At 55.2% G+C, this 16,985-nt stretch carries 15 protein-coding genes and 1 tRNA gene; 5 read left to right on the top strand and 11 right to left on the bottom strand.

The annotated features are described in order from the left end of the window. The first annotated feature begins 181 nt into the window (after positions 1-181). Positions 182-1,834, top strand: a complete 1,653-nt coding sequence (mqo, locus tag RTM13_RS12040) for a malate dehydrogenase (quinone) (protein WP_312212246.1) — start codon at positions 182-184, stop codon at positions 1,832-1,834. Positions 1,835-2,062: 228 nt separating this feature from the next. Here mqo and RTM13_RS12035 read toward each other — a convergent pair whose 3' ends face one another. From RTM13_RS12035 to RTM13_RS12010, 6 genes are all read right to left on the bottom strand, one after another. Then, a complete protein-coding gene (locus tag RTM13_RS12035) occupies positions 2,063-2,485 on the bottom strand; it encodes a hypothetical protein (protein WP_312212245.1) in 423 nt (140 codons plus the stop codon). 36 nt (positions 2,486-2,521) lie between these two features. Beyond that, complete coding sequence (locus RTM13_RS12030; RefSeq protein ID WP_312212244.1) at positions 2,522-3,610, bottom strand: hypothetical protein; 1,089 nt, start codon at positions 3,608-3,610, stop codon at positions 2,522-2,524. Between the two features lie 30 nt (positions 3,611-3,640). After that, positions 3,641-4,708 carry a hypothetical protein gene (locus RTM13_RS12025; protein WP_312212243.1) on the bottom strand — a complete coding sequence of 356 codons (1,068 nt, stop codon included), beginning with the start codon at positions 4,706-4,708 and terminating at the stop codon, positions 3,641-3,643. A 184-nt stretch (positions 4,709-4,892) separates the two neighbouring features. After that, a tRNA-Pro gene (locus RTM13_RS12020) sits at positions 4,893-4,969 on the bottom strand. 75 nt (positions 4,970-5,044) lie between these two features. Next, positions 5,045-6,802, bottom strand: a complete 1,758-nt coding sequence (yejM, locus tag RTM13_RS12015; RefSeq protein WP_312212242.1) for an LPS biosynthesis-modulating metalloenzyme YejM — start codon at positions 6,800-6,802, stop codon at positions 5,045-5,047. Positions 6,803-6,821: 19 nt separating this feature from the next. After that, entirely contained in the window at positions 6,822-7,049 is a 228-nt protein-coding gene (locus RTM13_RS12010; RefSeq protein ID WP_042389941.1) for a YejL family protein, read from the bottom strand. A 146-nt stretch (positions 7,050-7,195) separates the two neighbouring features. On the opposite strand from RTM13_RS12010, the gene yejK reads away from it, so the two are divergent. After that, on the top strand, positions 7,196-8,200 hold the full coding sequence (gene yejK, locus RTM13_RS12005; RefSeq protein ID WP_312212241.1) for a nucleoid-associated protein YejK: 1,005 nt from the start codon (positions 7,196-7,198) through the stop codon (positions 8,198-8,200). A 155-nt stretch (positions 8,201-8,355) separates the two neighbouring features. On the opposite strand, the gene rplY is transcribed toward yejK, so the two are convergent. Together rplY and RTM13_RS11995 are read right to left on the bottom strand one after the other, a co-directional pair. Continuing rightward, positions 8,356-8,640: a 50S ribosomal protein L25 gene (gene rplY / locus RTM13_RS12000; RefSeq protein WP_042389657.1), complete on the bottom strand. Its 285-nt coding sequence runs from the start codon at positions 8,638-8,640 to the stop codon at positions 8,356-8,358. A gap of 122 nt (positions 8,641-8,762) precedes the next feature. Beyond that, on the bottom strand, positions 8,763-10,523 hold the full coding sequence (locus RTM13_RS11995; protein ID WP_312212240.1) for a DEAD/DEAH box helicase: 1,761 nt from the start codon (positions 10,521-10,523) through the stop codon (positions 8,763-8,765). A 153-nt stretch (positions 10,524-10,676) separates the two neighbouring features. Here RTM13_RS11995 and rsuA point away from each other — a divergent pair, with 153 nt between their 5' ends. From rsuA to RTM13_RS11980, 3 genes are all read left to right on the top strand, one after another. Continuing rightward, the gene (gene rsuA, locus RTM13_RS11990) at positions 10,677-11,384 is read left to right on the top strand and encodes a 16S rRNA pseudouridine(516) synthase RsuA (protein ID WP_312212239.1); all 708 of its coding nucleotides are present in this window, start codon (positions 10,677-10,679) and stop codon (positions 11,382-11,384) included. Between the two features lie 16 nt (positions 11,385-11,400). Continuing rightward, positions 11,401-12,591 carry a Bcr/CflA family multidrug efflux MFS transporter gene (locus tag RTM13_RS11985; RefSeq protein WP_312212238.1) on the top strand — a complete coding sequence of 397 codons (1,191 nt, stop codon included), beginning with the start codon at positions 11,401-11,403 and terminating at the stop codon, positions 12,589-12,591. Between the two features lie 330 nt (positions 12,592-12,921). Further along, positions 12,922-13,266, top strand: coding sequence for a YejG family protein (locus RTM13_RS11980; protein WP_312212237.1), 345 nt, complete (start codon positions 12,922-12,924; stop codon positions 13,264-13,266). Here the strand turns inward: RTM13_RS11980 and yejF are convergent. From yejF to RTM13_RS11965, 3 genes are read right to left on the bottom strand one after another with little or no spacing between them, the layout of a single operon-like run. Next, complete coding sequence (yejF, locus tag RTM13_RS11975; protein ID WP_312212236.1) at positions 13,263-14,855, bottom strand: microcin C ABC transporter ATP-binding protein YejF; 1,593 nt, start codon at positions 14,853-14,855, stop codon at positions 13,263-13,265. The two genes, RTM13_RS11980 and yejF, sit on opposite strands and share 4 nt — an antisense overlap. Position 14,856: 1 nt before the next feature. Next, the gene (locus tag RTM13_RS11970) at positions 14,857-15,882 is read right to left on the bottom strand and encodes a microcin C ABC transporter permease (RefSeq protein ID WP_312212235.1); all 1,026 of its coding nucleotides are present in this window, start codon (positions 15,880-15,882) and stop codon (positions 14,857-14,859) included. Further along, on the bottom strand, positions 15,882-16,976 hold the full coding sequence (locus RTM13_RS11965; RefSeq protein ID WP_312212234.1) for a microcin C ABC transporter permease YejB: 1,095 nt from the start codon (positions 16,974-16,976) through the stop codon (positions 15,882-15,884). The genes RTM13_RS11970 and RTM13_RS11965 overlap by 1 nt, the downstream gene beginning before the upstream one ends. Positions 16,977-16,985: the final 9 nt, after the last annotated feature.

The raw sequence follows: 16,985 nt of genomic DNA, 5'->3' as shown, positions 1-16,985 counted from the left end.
GATACCAGTTTTTTTGTCATAGCCGTTATAAAAATCTAACTTTTTGTTAACATCTATCAACTTGCTGTGTACTATCTCAACAATATTTAAATTGCCCGACGATGGTGGTAGGTTAGTTGAACGGGTAATTTCACTCCAATAAATTCCAATAAAGCAGTACTAATTGTAGGGCATTAACATTATGAAAAAAATGCGTGCCGTGCTCTCTTCTGTGGCTACGGGTAGTCGCGCTGCCTCACGGACAGGGAAAACCACTGCGGCGAAGAAGCGAGAAACTGATGTACTCCTCCTGGGTGGCGGCATTATGAGCGCTACGCTGGGAACCTATCTGCAGGCGCTGGAACCAACGTGGTCGATGACCATGATTGAGCGCCTGGATGAAGTCGCAAAGGAGAGCTCCGAGGGCTGGAACAACGCCGGCACCGGGCACGCTGCATTAATGGAGCTGAACTACACGCCGCAGAAGGCCGACGGTAGCGTAAGCATTGAGAAAGCCGTTGAGATTAACGAGGCGTTTCACCTCTCTCGCCAGTTCTGGGCGCACCAGGTGAAAGCGGGCGTGCTGAACAATCCCCGCTCCTTTATCAACACCGTGCCGCACATGAGCTTTGTGTGGGGTGAAGAGAACGTCAACTTCCTGCGCGCCCGCTACGCCGCGCTTCAGCAGAGCAACCTCTTTAGCGGTATCCGCTACAGCGAAGACCACGCGCAGATCAAGCGCTGGGCACCGCTGGTGATGGAAGGGCGCGACGCGAAGCAGAAAATTGCTGCCACCCGCACCGAGCTGGGGACGGACGTCAACTTTGGCGAGATTGCCCGCCAGCTGGTGGCCTCCCTACAAAAAAGCGACAGCTTCTCCCTTAACCTGAGCACCGAGGTGCGCGGGATTAAGCGCAACGCCGACGGCCGCTGGGCGGTGACCGTTGCCGATGTTAATCATCCCCGCAGCACGCGCACCATTGTGGCGAAGTTTGTCTTTATCGGCGCGGGCGGCGCGGCGCTGAAGTTATTACAGGAGTCGGGCATCCCCGAAGCGCGGGATTTCGCTGGCTTCCCGGTGGGCGGTCAGTTCCTGGTATCCGATAATCCAGAGGTGGTGAATCGTCACCTGGCGAAGGTCTATGGCCAGGCGTCGGTCGGTGCGCCGCCGATGTCGGTTCCGCATATCGATACCCGCATCCTTAACGGCAAGCGCGTGCTGCTGTTCGGACCGTTTGCGACCTTCTCCACCAAGTTCCTCAAAAACGGCTCCCTGTGGGATCTGCCGCGCTCTACCACGCCCTCTAACCTGATGCCAATGGTCAAGGTGGGGCTGACCAACTTCAGCCTGGTGAAATATCTGGTAGGTCAGGTGCTCCAGAACGACGATGCGCGCTTTGCTGCCCTCAGAGAGTACTATCCGCAGGCGAAGAAAGAGGAGTGGCGTTTGTGGCAGGCGGGTCAGCGGGTGCAGATCATCAAGCGCGATCCGCTCCTGGGCGGGGTGCTGCGTCTCGGCACCGAAGTGGTCAGCGATCGGCAGGGCACCATTGCTGCCCTGCTCGGCGCATCGCCGGGAGCCTCTACGGCAGCGCCGATCATGCTGGAGCTGATGAAGAAGGTCTTTAAAGACCAGTTTGCCTCACCCGCGTGGCAGGCGAAGCTGAAGGAGATCATCCCGAGCTTTGGCACGCAGCTCAACGGTAACGTCGAAGCGACCCAGCGCGTATTGCAGCAGACCAGCGACGTGTTGGGCCTGACGTATGCGCAGCCGTCGGTAGGTGATGTCGTTGCTGTGCCGAAGGTGCAGAAGCAGCCGCAGATTGAGATTGACGCGGTAACAGAGCTGGCGTGATGTAAAAAGCTGCGCTGGCCGTAGAACCAGCGCAGAGCCATAATTAAACCGGGAAGAAATTCAGACTACGCTTTTAAGTTTGAAATAACCATCACCATCGTTATCTATTTCAATATTTGCTGAGTTGCCAAACTGATCAAAAACGGTCAGCGTAAGCGGTTTGTTAATATTAGCCATCGGGCCATCGTTATTATAGTCAGTATACCTTATTCGACAATAAAATCGAATCTACATCAGTTGACCTGGTTGTTGATGTACATGAACACCGAATTCGATTAAGAAAAAATAATTTGCAGTAACAAATGCTACTTCACAAGTATATTCGAGAGGTGTGCCGTCCAATTTGTTCTTTTTAGGAAGAAAAGAGTGAGCGACTATATAGTAATAACCAGGTTTATTATCATCATCGACAATTATATGTTGCATAAATGAATTAAGTGATACGGGCGCATTTGTGGTCTGGTAATTTTTTAGTGTGAAATAATCATCAGTAATGCTCAGTCCATATACAATACTACTCGGATCATAGCGGTTAGTTACTACTCCATTACGACTTAATTCACTAAAGCTTGCTTTATCATCAATGGTTTTATAAAAGCACAGTCGCAGGTTGAGTTTGAGGCGGATGTGTCTTGAAAGAAAAAACTGCACTAGTCATAGGGCCAGTGCAGCACAAAGAAACATTATTCAGCTAACACTGGAGAGCTCGAGAACAGGATCATCGCCAGCACCTACTTCAACATTTGCTGGATTGCCAAACTGATCGTAAACGGTAAACTTGGCACTGTCACTTGATTTGAAAAGCGCATTGTCAGCATTCTTTTCCCAGCTTACGTCTGCTTCGAAATTAATAAAAATAATTTCATAAGGCTGCTGGTATACATCTACAGAAAATGAAACTACCGCCCCATTTGGGTTTCCAGAATGTTCCTCCATTACATTTACACTTGCAGTATAAGATTTATTTTCTCCCTTCAGGTTATTTTCTTCAAGCAGAAACCCTTGAGATAAAACATAACCATAGGTATTACCAGCTGAATAATTTGATTCTATGATTTGACGGAATTGTACAGGTGAAAGCCGCGTGTTAGGTGCTTGAAATGAAGTTAATCTAAAATAGGAGTCATCAATTCTTAAGCTATAAATGGTTAGTTTTTTAACGCTAACAGAATACACTCCAGTGCCTTCTGATGTTGTATATTTTGGTGTATCATCAAGAGTTTTAAAAATAATTGGCGTTATGTTTGAGTTGGGCATGCCATATTTTTTTGGCGGGTATACCTTCACCGAAACATAGCTTGGTTTACCAGCTGGTGTCGTGTCATATGTTTTTTCGGTACCGCTGGAATCTGTATAAGTCACCAGTAATGCAATGCTTTCGGATGCGTAATTGGCATTTATGGAACTATCGCTGGAAACGTAGAAGTCAAATTCATAGCTGCCGCTTTTGGCGACACTGACCGTTTGATCATCCACTTCAGGAAGCGGTTTGACCGCCGTGGGCATATTTTCCTGATAAACAGAGGTATATTCACCTTTATCCCCAGCCTTAAGAAAAGAGAGTTCGAAACCGGTTTGATAATCGACGAGGCTTACTGCGGCTTTACACTCATCTTGCGTAGGACCTGGCTGATTTGCATCAACAACGGTAAAAACTAACCTGACGGTGAGTTTAACCTGATGGTTGCCGTTGGCAAACAGATAAGCTTGCGTGGTATCCGGATTATCAGTCCAGATTGTTGCTGAGCTAACGCCTGTTACATTATTCCATGACATAATATCACCTCTAAAAGATCGAATTAATATTCAGCTTACGCTTTTAACAAGCGCATCGTCAGCGTTGGAATAAGCCACGACATAGGCACTGTTACCAAACTGGTCGTAAACCTGGAGATAAACATTGGTACTTTTATAGATAATGTCACAGCTTTTTACTGTCGTTCTCGCACCAAGAAAAGTAATCTGGTTCTGTTGCTGGTGAACGGTAATATTCTCAGTAACGGCAATCATGCCATCATCGTCGGGGCGGACCGCTATTTTTGTATCAAAATCAATCTCACCACATTTAACACTCGGGAAAAAGGCATTGTAAAGATGGTCATATTGCGGGTTGCCCTGAATATACTCCCGATATCTGTAGTAAGGATTGTGTACAACACTTGAATCCGGCTCGGTGCTGCCATCAAAGTGGAAAAGTTTAAAATAGGAATCGTCTATATAAAACCAGATAACCCTAAACTGATCGTTATCATGCTTGTAGTGACCATCGTCTACATCCCAGCAATCCGCCTCGTCCACAGCTTTACTATTGTAGGTAATACATGTGCGGTTTTCACCTTTATTACCATAGAGTTTCGCCGGATAGCACACTACGGAAACGTAGGTTGCAAAACCGCCGCTGTTTACTACTGACGAGGTATCTACATCGATATCGATTGCCGTGCCATCAGTATGTGTACCATGGTATTCCATCATCAGCGCAACGCTTTCAGAATAGGTTTCAGCATTAACAGAGGATGGGCTGGAAAGATAATAAGTAATCACATTATCATAGACGCCATCATCTCCATCCTTCGCATTATCCGTGTCAACGGCCTGGGTATGGTAGGGGTCATAGACTGCGGTATACGTGTTCTCATCGGCAAGGGTCAGATACTTCAGTGGCCCACCATCCATGTTATTAATGAATGTTATTGTGCTGCGTATTTCATCTTCGGTAGGGCCCTCTGTCGTCCCTGCCTTTAGCGTAAAATCGATTCCGACATTTAATTTCAGTCGGTGATTATCGTTGACAAACAGATGGCCCTGCGTGGAGTCAGAGTAGTCTGTCCAAATCCTGATGGTGTTAACTGAAGAGACATTATCCCATGACATAGTTTATGACCTCGCAATAGTAAGCACTCGATAGAGGTAACAGCAATTTCTCAATGTCAGCATGAGGGATAGAAGGCGATTAGAAAATGCACTATAAATAGGCGGCGATACCTGGTGAAGGAGGATGCGGTGAATTTCAGGCATAAAAAAACCAACCTAAGCGGTTGGTTTTTTTGGGAGTTTTTGGTCGGCACGAGAGGATTTGAACCTCCGACCCCCGACACCCCATGACGGTGCGCTACCAGGCTGCGCTACGTGCCGATCTGTGGCGCTAATAGTACCCTTTTCACCACCGATTGCAAGGGGCTATAGGCTGACTGATTTATAATTAATCAATTAGTTAGCGATAAAGCGTTTTTCATCCGTCAGCACCTGCAGCAGCAGGCTAAGCTGCGGCTTCTGGTCGCGGATCTTCTCGCCCTTCAGGTTGTAGGTCTGGTAGGTACCGTTGTGCTTCAGTACCAGCGTCATCTCCGGCGTCGTCACCGCCAGAGTATCGCTGTTGGCAGCGGTGACCCAGCTATGGCGGCGCGTAGCGTTAAACAGATCCTGGCCCTGAGAGTACTCATTGGCCGGGGTGCTAACATGGAGCAGGCGCTGCATCAGGGTAGTCATCACGTCCTTATGGTCGGTCAGCTTGCTGATGCGCTGGGCAGGCGTGCCCGGCCAGTGAACAACCAGCGGCACGTGCAGATCGCCTCGTGACCAGCCCTCGTCCATTTCACTATTTTCAGCGGAGACGCCGTGGCCCGCAGTGATGATGACTACCGTTTTATCCAGTTTGCCAGAATCGCGCAGGGCGGTCAGCACGCGTTCGATCTGCGCATCGACGTTACCGGCGGCCCGTGCGTAGCGGCGCTCAAAGTCCTGCCGATCGGCATCGATCGTCGTGCCATTTAGCGCTACCCACGAGAACCAGCGGTTATCTTCCTGAGCATAGCGATCCAGCCAGTTGATCCACTGGTCGGCGGTCTGCTTATCGGACTGCGCTTTCGCCGCAGGCAGCGAGAAGTCTGAGAGCAGCGCCTGGCGGTAGAGCGAGCTGCTGAAGCCGTCGGAAGAGAAGAGTCCCAGCTGATAGCCCTGTTGATTAAGCGCGGTGACCAGCGCCGCCGGAATACGTGCCGACAGCACGCCGTCCATGTAAGAGGGCGAGATGCCGTAGAACAGGCCGAACAGGCCGTTATCGGTATCGTTACCGGCGCTCATGTGCTGCGTAAAGGTGATGTTCTCTGCGGCAAAGCCTGCCAGCGACGGCATCTCTTTCTCGTAGCGCGAATAGTTTAACGCATCGACGGTGATCAGCAGCACGTTCTGGCCCGGCCCCATATCGCGGTAGCGTAGATCGCTCAGCGGATACTGCACCGAAACCGCCTCCGGGTTCCCCTGTTCAACCAGTCGACGCTGATACTCCTGCGCATCCAGCAGGCCATGCTTCTCCAGGAACCGGCGAGCGGTCATCGGGTAGGAGAGCGGCAGGTTGGCTCGCTGCATGGTGATCGGCCGGTAGAAATTGGCATCGGCCCAGATATAGGTCAGATGCGAGGCAATAAAAGCGGTAAAGAAGAGGGCGGCCACCGGTTTAGCGTAGCGGCGGCGGCGCGTCAGGCTGCGCAGCTTCTGCCAGCTCCAGTTCGCAAACAGCAGCTCCACCAGCAGGATCACCGGCACGCTGATAAACATCAGCTGCCAGTCGCGGGCCATCTCGTTCTGGTCCGGGTTGATCACCAGCTCCCAGACGATAGGGTTAAGGTGCAGGTGGAAACGGGTAAAGACTTCGCTATCGATCAGCAGCAGCGTCATGCCGATAGTGGCCAGCACGGCCGAGATTGCCCGCATCAGGCGCTGCGACATCACCACAAAGGTCAGCGGAAAGAGGATCAGCAGATAGGTGGCAAATACCACAAAGCTGAAGTGGCCGATAACGCTCAGCCAGGAGTAGATCCTGCCGCCAAGCGTGGTCGGCCAGTCGGCGACAAACAGGTAACGGCTACCAAGTACCATGGCCAACAGAATGTTGAACAGGGCAAACCAGTGCCCCCAGCTAACCATCTGGGAGACTTTTTCTCGATAGCGTTGACGATGAGTCACCATAAAATGCCGTCGTAGTCCTTTAGTGCGCTTTATCGTCAGCCACGGAGGACTGCAACGCCTGGGCGAAGGATTTCGCAATAGCCTGCCGCTGTGCCGGGGCAACGCTGGTGTTGATCAGGTTTGTGACCATGTTTCCCAGCACCATCAGGGAGAGATCGGTCGGAACCTTGTGTTTTTCGAGCACGTTCGCCAGCTCGCTCAGCAGCTGTTCAACATGTTCATCACTATAACGGGAAATCTGTGGCATAAAATCAGAATCAGTCTCTTTATGAAAGGGCAACATATTACCGTAGCAACAGCTTTTTTTCTGCTTTTTTATCTCTGGTTTGATCTCTGGTTGCGCTGTTACCTCTGCGGTGGTTGAATACCGCCGGTCTAACAGGAGAGTTTATCATGAGTCTGGATATCAACCAGATTGCCCTGCACCAGCTTATCAAGCGTGATGAGCAAACCCTTGAGCTGGTGCTGCGCGATTCATTACTGGAGCCGACGGCCACCGTTGTTGAGATGATGGCCGAGCTGCACCGGATCTACAGTGCAAAAAATAAAGCCTACGGTCTGTTTAGCGAAGAGAGTGAGCTGGCAGACGCGCTGCGCCTGCAGCGCCAGGGCAACGAAGATTTCCTCGCCTTCAGCCGGGCGGCGACCGGACGCCTGCGCGACGAGCTGGCGAAATACCCCTTTGCCGACGGCGGCATCGTGCTGTTCTGCCACTACCGCTACCTGGCGGTAGAGTATCTGCTGGTGGCGGTGCTGAACAACCTCAGCAGCATGCGCGTCAACGAACAGCTCGATATCAGCTCGACCCACTATCTCGACATTAACCATGCCGATATCGTGGCGCGTATCGATCTCACCGAATGGGAGACTAACCCAGAGTCGACCCGCTACCTGACCTTCCTGAAGGGCAGGGTAGGACGCAAGGTCGCCGACTTCTTTATGGATTTCCTCGGAGCCAGCGAGGGGCTGAATGCCAAGGCGCAGAACCGCGGCCTGTTACAGGCGGTGGATGACTTTACCGCCGAGGCGCAGCTTGATAAAGCCGAGCGCCAGAACGTGCGTCAGCAGGTCTACAGCTACTGCAATGAGCAGCTACAGGCTGGAGAGGAGATCGAGCTGGCATCGCTGTCGCAAGAGCTGGGGGGCGTCAGCGAGGTAAGTTTCCAGGAGTTTACCGCGGATAAAGGCTACGAGCTGGAGGAGAGCTTCCCGGCGGATCGCAGCACTCTGCGCCAGCTGACCAAGTACGCTGGCAGCGGCGGCGGCTTAACCATCAACTTTGATGCGATGCTGCTCGGCGAGCGTATTTTCTGGGATCCGGCCACCGACACCCTGACCATCAAGGGCACGCCGCCGAACCTGCGCGATCAGCTGCAGCGCAGAACCTCCGGGAAATAACGAGGATGGAGCCGTAGGCCGGGCAAGGCAGAGCCGCCGCCCGGCGACATGGATAACGCCTGATGGCGCTGCGCTTATCAGGCCTACGGGGCCGCACCAGGACTGAATAACAAAAAACCCCGCCGAAGCGGGGTTTTTTTTCAACACGTTAGCGATTAAGCGCGAACGAAGTCGATGTGAGACAGTTTAGGTTTGTACGGGTGACGCTGTACAGCCTGAACTTTAACTTTTACTTCGGTACCGTCAACAACCAGGGTCAGAACTTCGCCGTAAAAACCTTCTTTAGCCTGCATGTTCATGACTTTGTCGTGATCCAGTTCGATAGCGATCGGGGCTTCAGTGCCACCGTAAACGATCGCCGGGAACTTGTTCGCGGTACGCAGGCGGCGGCTCGCACCCTTACCCTGCTCTTTACGTGCTTGTGCTTCGATAGTGAACATATCAATTTCTCTTCAATAATTCCTGCTACAGGCGACCCAGCAGCAGGCAGATTTCTGGCTTTACGGATGTAAAGCGGGCGATATAGTAGCCCCGAATTGCCTTTTCTTCAACGAAAAGTATGCTAGCCGCGCAATTCGTTTGCCCGGCGGAAGCGGCCTTCATAATCAAACACCTTCTCCCGCACCTGCCAGTACTGACCCTTCAGGCGTGCCACGACAAAATCGGGGTGACGCAGCAGTGCCTGCTGGGCAACGATATCGGCGGCCACGATCCAGCGCAGCGGCACGCCCGGCGTGCGGGTGTGCGGGCGGATAAAGAGCTGCTCAAAGGCGGTGCGCTGGGCAGGGGTGTGCAGGCGGAAGCGCTCGCTGACGTCGGCCCCGTCCTCGTCGTAATAGGTGATCCTCAGCCACTCGCCCTTATCGTCCGCGCCATGCTGCAGGTCCATGCCGCCACAGCGCAGCACCAAAGCATCCTTCAGCTTCAGCGCCGCCTTCAGCATATCGTCCGGATCCACCAGCACCGTGTCGCACTCCCGACAGCGGCGGGCGGCAATGTCATTTTCGGCATTGCACTGAGGACAGTTTTTAAAGCGGAAGCGGTAGCTGCACTGCTCCCGATGGCCCTCGTCATCCTCAAAAAAGCCCTGGCAGCGGCGGCCAAAGTGCTCGATTAAGGTGCCGTCGGTGGTCATTTTGCCCCAGAAGGTGTTAGCAAAACCGCAGTCGGGGCAGAAGACCTGCACCGGCACGTTATCACTTTTGCCTTTCGGCTCTCCGACTTCTGGGGCGTAGAGGTCGTGCGGATTACCGGCATAGTCGAGGATCAGACAGTCGGTTTTACCCGGCGCAAGACGCAGGCCACGGCCGACAATCTGCTGATAGAGGCTGACGGACTCCGTCGGGCGCAGAATGGCGATCAGATCGACATGCGGCGCATCGAAGCCGGTAGTCAGCACCGAGACGTTCACCAGATAGCGAAAACGCTTACGTTTAAAGTCCTCTATCAGCGCATCGCGTTCGGGGCCGGGAGTCTCACCGGTGATCAGCGCCGCCTCGCCGGCGGGTAGCAGACCGGTGATCTCCCGGGCGTGCTCGACGGTGGCGGCAAAGATCATTACCCCCTGACGCTCGGCAGCAAATTCCACGATCTGGCTGACGATGTGCGGGGTAATACGCTGCTGCTTTTTCAGCTCGCGGTTGAGATCCGCCTCGCTGAACAGGCCGCTGCTCTGGGCCTGCAACCGGCTGAAGTCATACTGCACAATGGGCATATCCAGACGCTCGGGGGGCGTCAGGTAGCCGTGCTTGATCATATAGCGCAGCGGCAGCTCATAGATGCAGTCGCGAAATAGCGCCTTGTCGTTGCCGCGCACCATGCCGTGGTAGTGGAACTGGTAGATCCACCCCTTGCCGAGGCGAAACGGCGTGGCGGTCAGGCCCAGCAGCCGCAGGCGGGGGTTAACCTTCGAGAGGTGGGTGAGGATCTGCTGATACTGGCTCTCATCGTCATCGCTGATGCGGTGGCACTCATCGACGATCAGCAGGGAGAACTCGCCCTGGAAGTGGTCAAGGTTGCGGGCTACCGACTGTACGCTGCCAAACACTACCTTGCCGTGGCTCTCTTTGCGCTTCAGTCCGGCGGCGTAGATATCCGCTTCCAGCCCCAGCGCCAGATATTTTGCATGGTTCTGCGCCACCAGCTCTTTGACATGGGCGAGCACCAGCACGCGACCACGGGCCACACGGGCAAGCTCAGCAATGACCAGGCTTTTACCTGCGCCAGTGGGCAGGACGATCACCGCCGGCTCATGGCGATGGCGAAAGTGGGTGAGGGTGGCGTTTACCGCGTCACGTTGGTAGGGGCGTAGCGTAAAGGTCATTGTCTCTCGGCGTTCATTAGTCTGCTCATATTATGCCACGATATTTTCGCTTGAGCGCTGCTGATACACCGTTATACTGAGAGATTCTCAATTGCTTCATTTTTTTCGGGCTTTTGTCCGACTCCGGCACTCTTTACAGGCTAATAAGACTTCATGCGACTTGATAAGTTTATCGCTCAGCAACTCGGCGTCAGCCGGGCTATTGCCGGGCGTGAAATCCGCGGCAGCCGCGTTACCGTGGATGGCGACATTGTTAAAAACGCCGCGTTCAAACTTCTGCCCGAACACGAGGTAGAGTATGACGGCAATACGCTGGTGCAGCAGACCGGCCCACGCTACTTTATGCTGCATAAGCCGCAGGGCTACGTCTGCTCTACAGACGATCCCGATCATCCGACGGTGCTCTACTTCCTTGACGAGCCGGTAGCTCACAAGCTGCACGCCGCCGGACGACTGGATATCGACACCACCGGGCTGGTGCTGATGACCGACGACGGCCAGTGGTCACACCGCATAACCTCTCCGCGCCACCACTGCGAGAAAACCTACCTGGTGACGCTGGAGTCCCCGGTTAGCGACGACACCGCAGCGCAGTTCGCCAAAGGTGTACAGCTGCATAATGAACCCGATTTAACTAAGCCTGCCGTGCTGGAGGTGATTACTCCCACCGAGGTGCGCCTGACCATCAGCGAGGGGCGCTACCATCAGGTTAAGCGCATGTTTGCTGCGGTAGGCAACCATGTTGTTGGGCTGCACCGCGAGCGCATCGGGGCAATTGTTCTCGACGCCGACCTGGCCCCGGGCGAGTATCGTCCGTTGACCGAAGAAGAGATCGCCAGCGTTAGCTTAACGTCCCGCTAAATCCCAGGAGCCCGTAGTGACCACCAGGCAGCACTCTTCCCTGCGCATTGTCTTTATTCTTGGCCTGCTGGCCATGCTGATGCCGCTCTCGATCGATATGTATCTGCCCGCGCTGCCGGTGATCGCCCAGCAGTTTGGCGTCCCGGCCGGCAGCGCCCAGATGACCCTGAGCACCTATATTCTTGGCTTTGCGCTGGGGCAGCTGCTCTATGGTCCGATGGCTGACAGCATTGGCCGCAAGCCGGTGATCCTCGGCGGAACGCTGATCTTCGCGGCGGCGGCGGGAGCCTGCGCGCTGGCGCAGAGTATCGATCAGCTCATCACCCTGCGTTTTTTCCACGGCCTGGCCGCGGCCGCGGCGAGCGTGGTAATCAACGCCCTGATGCGCGATATCTATCCGAAAGAGGAGTTCTCACGGATGATGTCGTTCGTCATGCTGGTGACCACCGTTGCACCGCTGCTGGCCCCGATGATTGGCGGCGCGGTGCTGGTCTGGCTAAGCTGGCACGCTATCTTCTGGATCCTGGCTATCGCCGCGCTGCTGGCCTCGCTGATGATCTTTTTCTTTATCAGCGAGACGCTGCCGGTTGAGCGGCGTCAGCCGTTTCACATTCGTACCACCCTCGGCAACTTCGCGACGCTGTTTCGCCACAAGCGTGTACTGAGCTATATGCTTGCAAGCGGTTTCAGCTTTGCAGGCATGTTCTCGTTCCTGAGCGCCGGACCCTTTGTCTATATTGAGCTTAACCACGTCCTGCCGCAGAACTTTGGTTACTACTTCGCGCTGAATATCGTCTTCCTGTTTATGATGACCATCATCAATGGCCGATTTGTGCGGCGGGTGGGGGCGCTGAGGATGTTCCGCGCCGGGCTGTGGATCCAGTTCGTGATGGCGCTGTGGATGGTATTAAGCGCCGCGTTCGACGTCGGCTTTTGGGCGCTGGTAGTGGGCGTGGCCGCCTTTGTCGGTTGCGTTTCGCTGGTGGCTTCTAACGCCATGGCGGTTATTCTCGATGAGTTTCCCCATATGGCGGGTACCGCCTCATCGCTGGCGGGGACGTTCCGCTTTGGTATCGGTGCCATTGTGGGCGCGCTGCTCTCTCTGGCGACCTTTAACAGCGCCTGGCCGATGATCTGGTCTATCGCCTTCTGTGCTACCAGCTCGATTCTCTTCTATCTCTACGCCAGCCGGCCTAAACGCGGCTAGCGCACGCCTCCAGGGGGCAAAACTGCCCCCTTCTTTGACACATATCATCCCAATCTATTGTTAGATTGCTATCATTTGTTTCTTTTATGTAAAATCCATTTGTGTAAATGTCACACTGTTGTAGTTAAAAAGGTTGAGTTAGATCGCAGAAACGGGTACATATACCCCCAAAAGGTGAGGCGGAGCATAACCCTCCCACCCTAATAATGAGGCTGCTAACCTTGTAAATTCAAGGATGTAAGCGGTTACCGCATCGTGACAGGATGAAATGTCAATGATGTGTTAATATAGATGTAAATGAATTGTGAAGTGATTGCTTCGGGGAAGAACATGAATAGCTTAAATCTCTCTATTGTGCATCGGTTACCCCAAAGTTACCGCTGGCTGGCAGGATCTGCCGGCTCGCAAGTCGAACCGATCCCATCAAACGGCCAGAGCGGTGATAACTGCCTGGTAGCGTTAAAGCTGCTGAGTCCGGACGGTGATAATGCCTGGCCGGTAATGCACAAGCTTAGCCAGGCGCTGAGCGATATTGAAGTTGACTGCTCTGTCCTCGAGTGTGAAGGCGAGCCGTGCCTGTTTGTTAATCGCCAGGATGAGTTTGCTGCTACCTGTCGCCTGAAAAACTTCGGCGTGGCCATTGCGGAGCCGTTCGCCAGCAATAATCCTTTCTAACTCTGGCTGAGCGCCAGTAGCTGGCGCGTATAGTCGTGTTGCGGATCGGCAAACACGCGCTGGCACTCTCCCTGCTCAACCACTTCGCCCTGTCGCAGGATAATGACCTGATGACACAGCGCCCGCACCACCTGCAGATCGTGACTGATAAACAGATAGGCCAGCCGGTGCTTCTCCTGCAACGACTTTAGCAGGCTCAGGATTTGCGCCTGCACGGTGCGATCCAGCGATGAGGTCGGTTCATCCAGCACGATCAACTCCGGCTGTAAAATCAACGCCCGGGCGATAGCGATCCGCTGGCGCTGACCGCCGGAGAACTCTGCCGGGTAGCGGTGGCGCGTTTCAGGATCGAGTCCCACCTCCTGCATCACCGTGATTACCCGCTCCTCACGTGCCTGTGGCGTCAGCGCTGGCTGGTGCACGCGCAGCCCCTCCTCAATAATCTGCTGCACGTCGAGGCGCGGATTAAGAGAGGAGTTGGGATCCTGAAAAACCACCTGCATCCGATGACGCACCGGCAGCATCTGCTTACGCTCCCGCTGATGCAGCGGTTGGCCGTCAAAGTTAATCGTTCCCTGCGAAGCAATCAGACGCAGCAGCGCCAGCCCGGTCGTGCTCTTGCCCGAGCCGGACTCGCCCACCAGGCCCAGGGTTTCCCCCGCTCTTAGGGTAAAGCTCAGATCGTTGACCACCGGTTTATGGCCGACGACGCGCTTAAACACGCCCTTGCGCAGCGGGAAGGCGACTCCGAGGCGATCCACTTCAAGCAGCGTCGGCGCGTCGGGCGGCAGTGGAACCGGCTCGCCCGCCGGATCGCTTGCCAGCAGGCGCTGGGTGTAAGGGTGCTGCGGCGCGCTAAACAGGGTGGCCGCCCGGTTCTGCTCCACGCAGCGGCCGTTATGCATCACCGCCACGCTGTCCGCCAGCCTGCGCACAATATTCAGGTTATGGGTAATAAAGAGCAGGCCCATATTCAGCTCGTCACGCAGCTCGCACAGCAGCTGTAAAATCTGTGCCTGCACCGCAACGTCGAGGGCGGTGGTAGGTTCATCGGCGATAAGCAGCTCCGGGCGGGTGAGCAGTGCCATGGCAATCATCACCCGCTGGCGCTCGCCGCCTGAAAGCTGATGCGGGAAATCCCCTAGCCGCGCCCGGGCGTTACGGATGCCCACCCGATCGAGACAGGTCAGGATCTCGGCGCGCGCTGCCTCGCGCCGCATGCCGCGATGCAGGGAGAGCACCTCATAGAGCTGCTTCTCCAGGGTATGCAGCGGGTTAAGCGATACCATCGGCTCCTGGAAAATCATGGCGATCCGGTTGCCGCGCACGCCGCGCAGGGTCTGCTCGCTGGCGTGGAGCAGCGATTCACCGTGAAAGCGAATATCTCCGCTGGGATAGACCACCGGCGGGGAGGGAAGCAGGCGCAGAATCGACAGGGCGCTGACGCTTTTGCCAGAGCCGGACTCGCCTACCAGCGCCAGGGTCTCACCGGCCTCGACCTGCAACGACAGATCGCTGACCACGGTGCGCAGGTGGTTCTGGTGACGAAAGGCGACCGAGAGCGAATCAATGGTGAGCAGGGGAGTCATATCAGAGCGCCTTGTTGGGATCGAACGCGTCGCGCACGGCTTCGCCAATAAAGATCAGCAGCGAGAGCAGCACCGCCACCGACAGGAAAGCAGCAATGCCCAGCCACGGTGCCTGCAAGTTATTTTTACCCTGTAACAGCAGCTCCCCCAGCGAGGGCGAACCCAGCGGCAGACCGAAACCGAGAAAGTCGAGCGAGGTGAGGGTTGTAATGGAGCCGCAGAGAATAAAGGGCAGGAAGGTGAGGGTGGCGACCATCGCATTGGGCAGCATATGGCGGAAAATAATGCCGCGATCGCTTACCCCCAGCGCCTGCGCCGCACGAATATAGTCGAAGTTGCGGGTGCGCAGGAACTCTGCCCGCACCACGCCTACCAGGCTCATCCAGCCGAAGATCACCGTGATCGCCAGCAGCCACCAGAAGTTTGGCTGGATCACGCTGGAGAGCAGGATGATCAGAAACAGCGTCGGCATCCCCGACCAGACCTCAATAAAGCGCTGGCCCCAGAGGTCGATCCTGCCCCCGTAGTAGCCTTGCAACGCCCCCGCCAGCACGCCAATCACGCTGGAGCAGAGGGTCAGCATCAGGCCAAACAGCACCGAGATGCGTGTGCCGTAGAGGATGCGAGCCAGTACGTCGCTGCCGTTGGCATCGGTTCCGAACCAGTTCTGCACTGACGGCGGAGAGGGGAAGGGGGTATCGGTGGCAAAGTTGATGCTGGTGGCACCAAAACGCACCGGGGCCCACAGCGCCCAGCCGTGGGCGGTGAGCTGCTGTTGCAGCCACGGATCCTGATAATCCGCCGGGGTGGCAAACGCGCCGCCAAACTCGGTCTCGCTGTAATCCTTAAACACCGGTACATACCAGCGATCCTGATAGTGCACCAGCAGCGGCTTATCGTTGGCGATCAGCTCTGAGGCGAGGCTCAGAAGAAAAATTACCGCGAAGATCCACAGCGACCAGTAGCCGCGGCGGTTATGGCGAAAGCGCGCCCAGCGGGCCTGGTTGACGTGGCTTAATCGACGCATCAGCGACCCTCAAAATCGATACGCGGATCGACCAGCGTATAGCTGATATCGCTCAGGATATTCAGCAGCAGGCCAATCAGCGTGAAAATATAGAGCGTACCAAACATCACCGGATAGTCCCGCGACACGGTCGCCTCATAGCCCAGCAGACCGAGGCCGTTAAGGGAGAACATCACCTCGATCAGCAGCGAGCCGGTAAAAAACATGCTGATAAAGGTGGCAGGAAAACCGGCGATCACCAGCAGCATAGCGTTACGGAAGACGTGGTTATGCAGAATGGCCCGCTCGCTCACCCCTTTCGCCCGGGCGGTAACCACATACTGCTTGCGGATCTCATCGAGAAACGAATTCTTAGTTAGCATAGTTAGCGCCGCGAAGCCGCCGATCACCGTCGCCAGTACCGGCAGGGTAATATGCCAAAGATAGTCGGTAATTTTTTGATACCAGGGCAGGGCGTCAAAGTTGGCCGACACCAGCCCGCGTAGCGGAAAGAGATCGTAGTAGCTACCGCCCGCAAACAGGACAATCAGCAGGATGGCGAACAGAAACGCGGGAATAGCGTAGCCAATGATAATAAACGCGCTGCTCCAGACATCGAAGCGGCTGCCGTTGTAGACCGCTTTACGGATCCCCAGCGGGATCGACACCAGATAGATAATCAGCGTGCCCCACAGCCCGAGGGTAATAGAGACCGGCATGCTGTCTTTGATCAACTGTAGTACCGAGGCGCTGCGAAACAGGCTGTCGCCAAAATCAAAGCGTACGTAGTTCCACAGCATAGTGAAGTAGCGCTCGTACAGCGGCTTATCAAAGCCGTAGCGTTTGGTGATCTCGGCGATCACCTCTGGATCCAGACCGCGCGCGCCGCGATACTGGCCTTCACCCACGTTGCCGACGCCGGTGCGGGCGTGGGTGGCACCCATGCCTTCGCCGCCGCCGCCCGGCACGCCGCCCTGGCTGCCGAACTCAATGGCGGCGATCGCCTGATCCACCGGTCCGCCGGGGGCGATCTGAACGATAAAAAAGTTAATGGTAATGATCGCCCACAGGGTAGGGATCACCAGCAGCAGGCGGCGGCTCAGATAGGCACCCATCGTCTCGTA

Origin of the sequence: Pseudescherichia sp. (assembly GCF_031979925.1) — a bacterium.
Classification (GTDB): Bacteria; Pseudomonadota; Gammaproteobacteria; order Enterobacterales; family Enterobacteriaceae; genus Pseudescherichia.
Note: the sequence above shows the minus strand (reverse complement) of the source record. Positions and strands in the feature narration are given on the sequence as shown.

Excerpts from the sequence above, each read along its gene's own strand:
- mqo (WP_312212246.1), top strand. The coding sequence starts at position 182 with ATGAAAAAAATGCGTGCCGTGCTCTCTTCTGTGGCTACGGGTAGTCGC.
- RTM13_RS12030 (WP_312212244.1), bottom strand. The coding sequence starts at position 3,610 with ATGTCATGGAATAATGTAACAGGCGTTAGCTCAGCAACAATCTGGACT.
- RTM13_RS12025 (WP_312212243.1), bottom strand. The coding sequence starts at position 4,708 with ATGTCATGGGATAATGTCTCTTCAGTTAACACCATCAGGATTTGGACA.
- yejM (WP_312212242.1), bottom strand. The coding sequence starts at position 6,802 with ATGGTGACTCATCGTCAACGCTATCGAGAAAAAGTCTCCCAGATGGTT.
- RTM13_RS12010 (WP_042389941.1), bottom strand. The coding sequence starts at position 7,049 with ATGCCACAGATTTCCCGTTATAGTGATGAACATGTTGAACAGCTGCTG.
- yejK (WP_312212241.1), top strand. The coding sequence starts at position 7,196 with ATGAGTCTGGATATCAACCAGATTGCCCTGCACCAGCTTATCAAGCGT.
- rplY (WP_042389657.1), bottom strand. The coding sequence starts at position 8,640 with ATGTTCACTATCGAAGCACAAGCACGTAAAGAGCAGGGTAAGGGTGCG.
- RTM13_RS11995 (WP_312212240.1), bottom strand. The coding sequence starts at position 10,523 with ATGACCTTTACGCTACGCCCCTACCAACGTGACGCGGTAAACGCCACC.
- rsuA (WP_312212239.1), top strand. The coding sequence starts at position 10,677 with ATGCGACTTGATAAGTTTATCGCTCAGCAACTCGGCGTCAGCCGGGCT.
- RTM13_RS11980 (WP_312212237.1), top strand. The coding sequence starts at position 12,922 with ATGAATAGCTTAAATCTCTCTATTGTGCATCGGTTACCCCAAAGTTAC.
- yejF (WP_312212236.1), bottom strand. The coding sequence starts at position 14,855 with ATGACTCCCCTGCTCACCATTGATTCGCTCTCGGTCGCCTTTCGTCAC.
- RTM13_RS11970 (WP_312212235.1), bottom strand. The coding sequence starts at position 15,882 with ATGCGTCGATTAAGCCACGTCAACCAGGCCCGCTGGGCGCGCTTTCGC.
- RTM13_RS11965 (WP_312212234.1), bottom strand. The coding sequence starts at position 16,976 with ATGGGTGCCTATCTGAGCCGCCGCCTGCTGCTGGTGATCCCTACCCTG.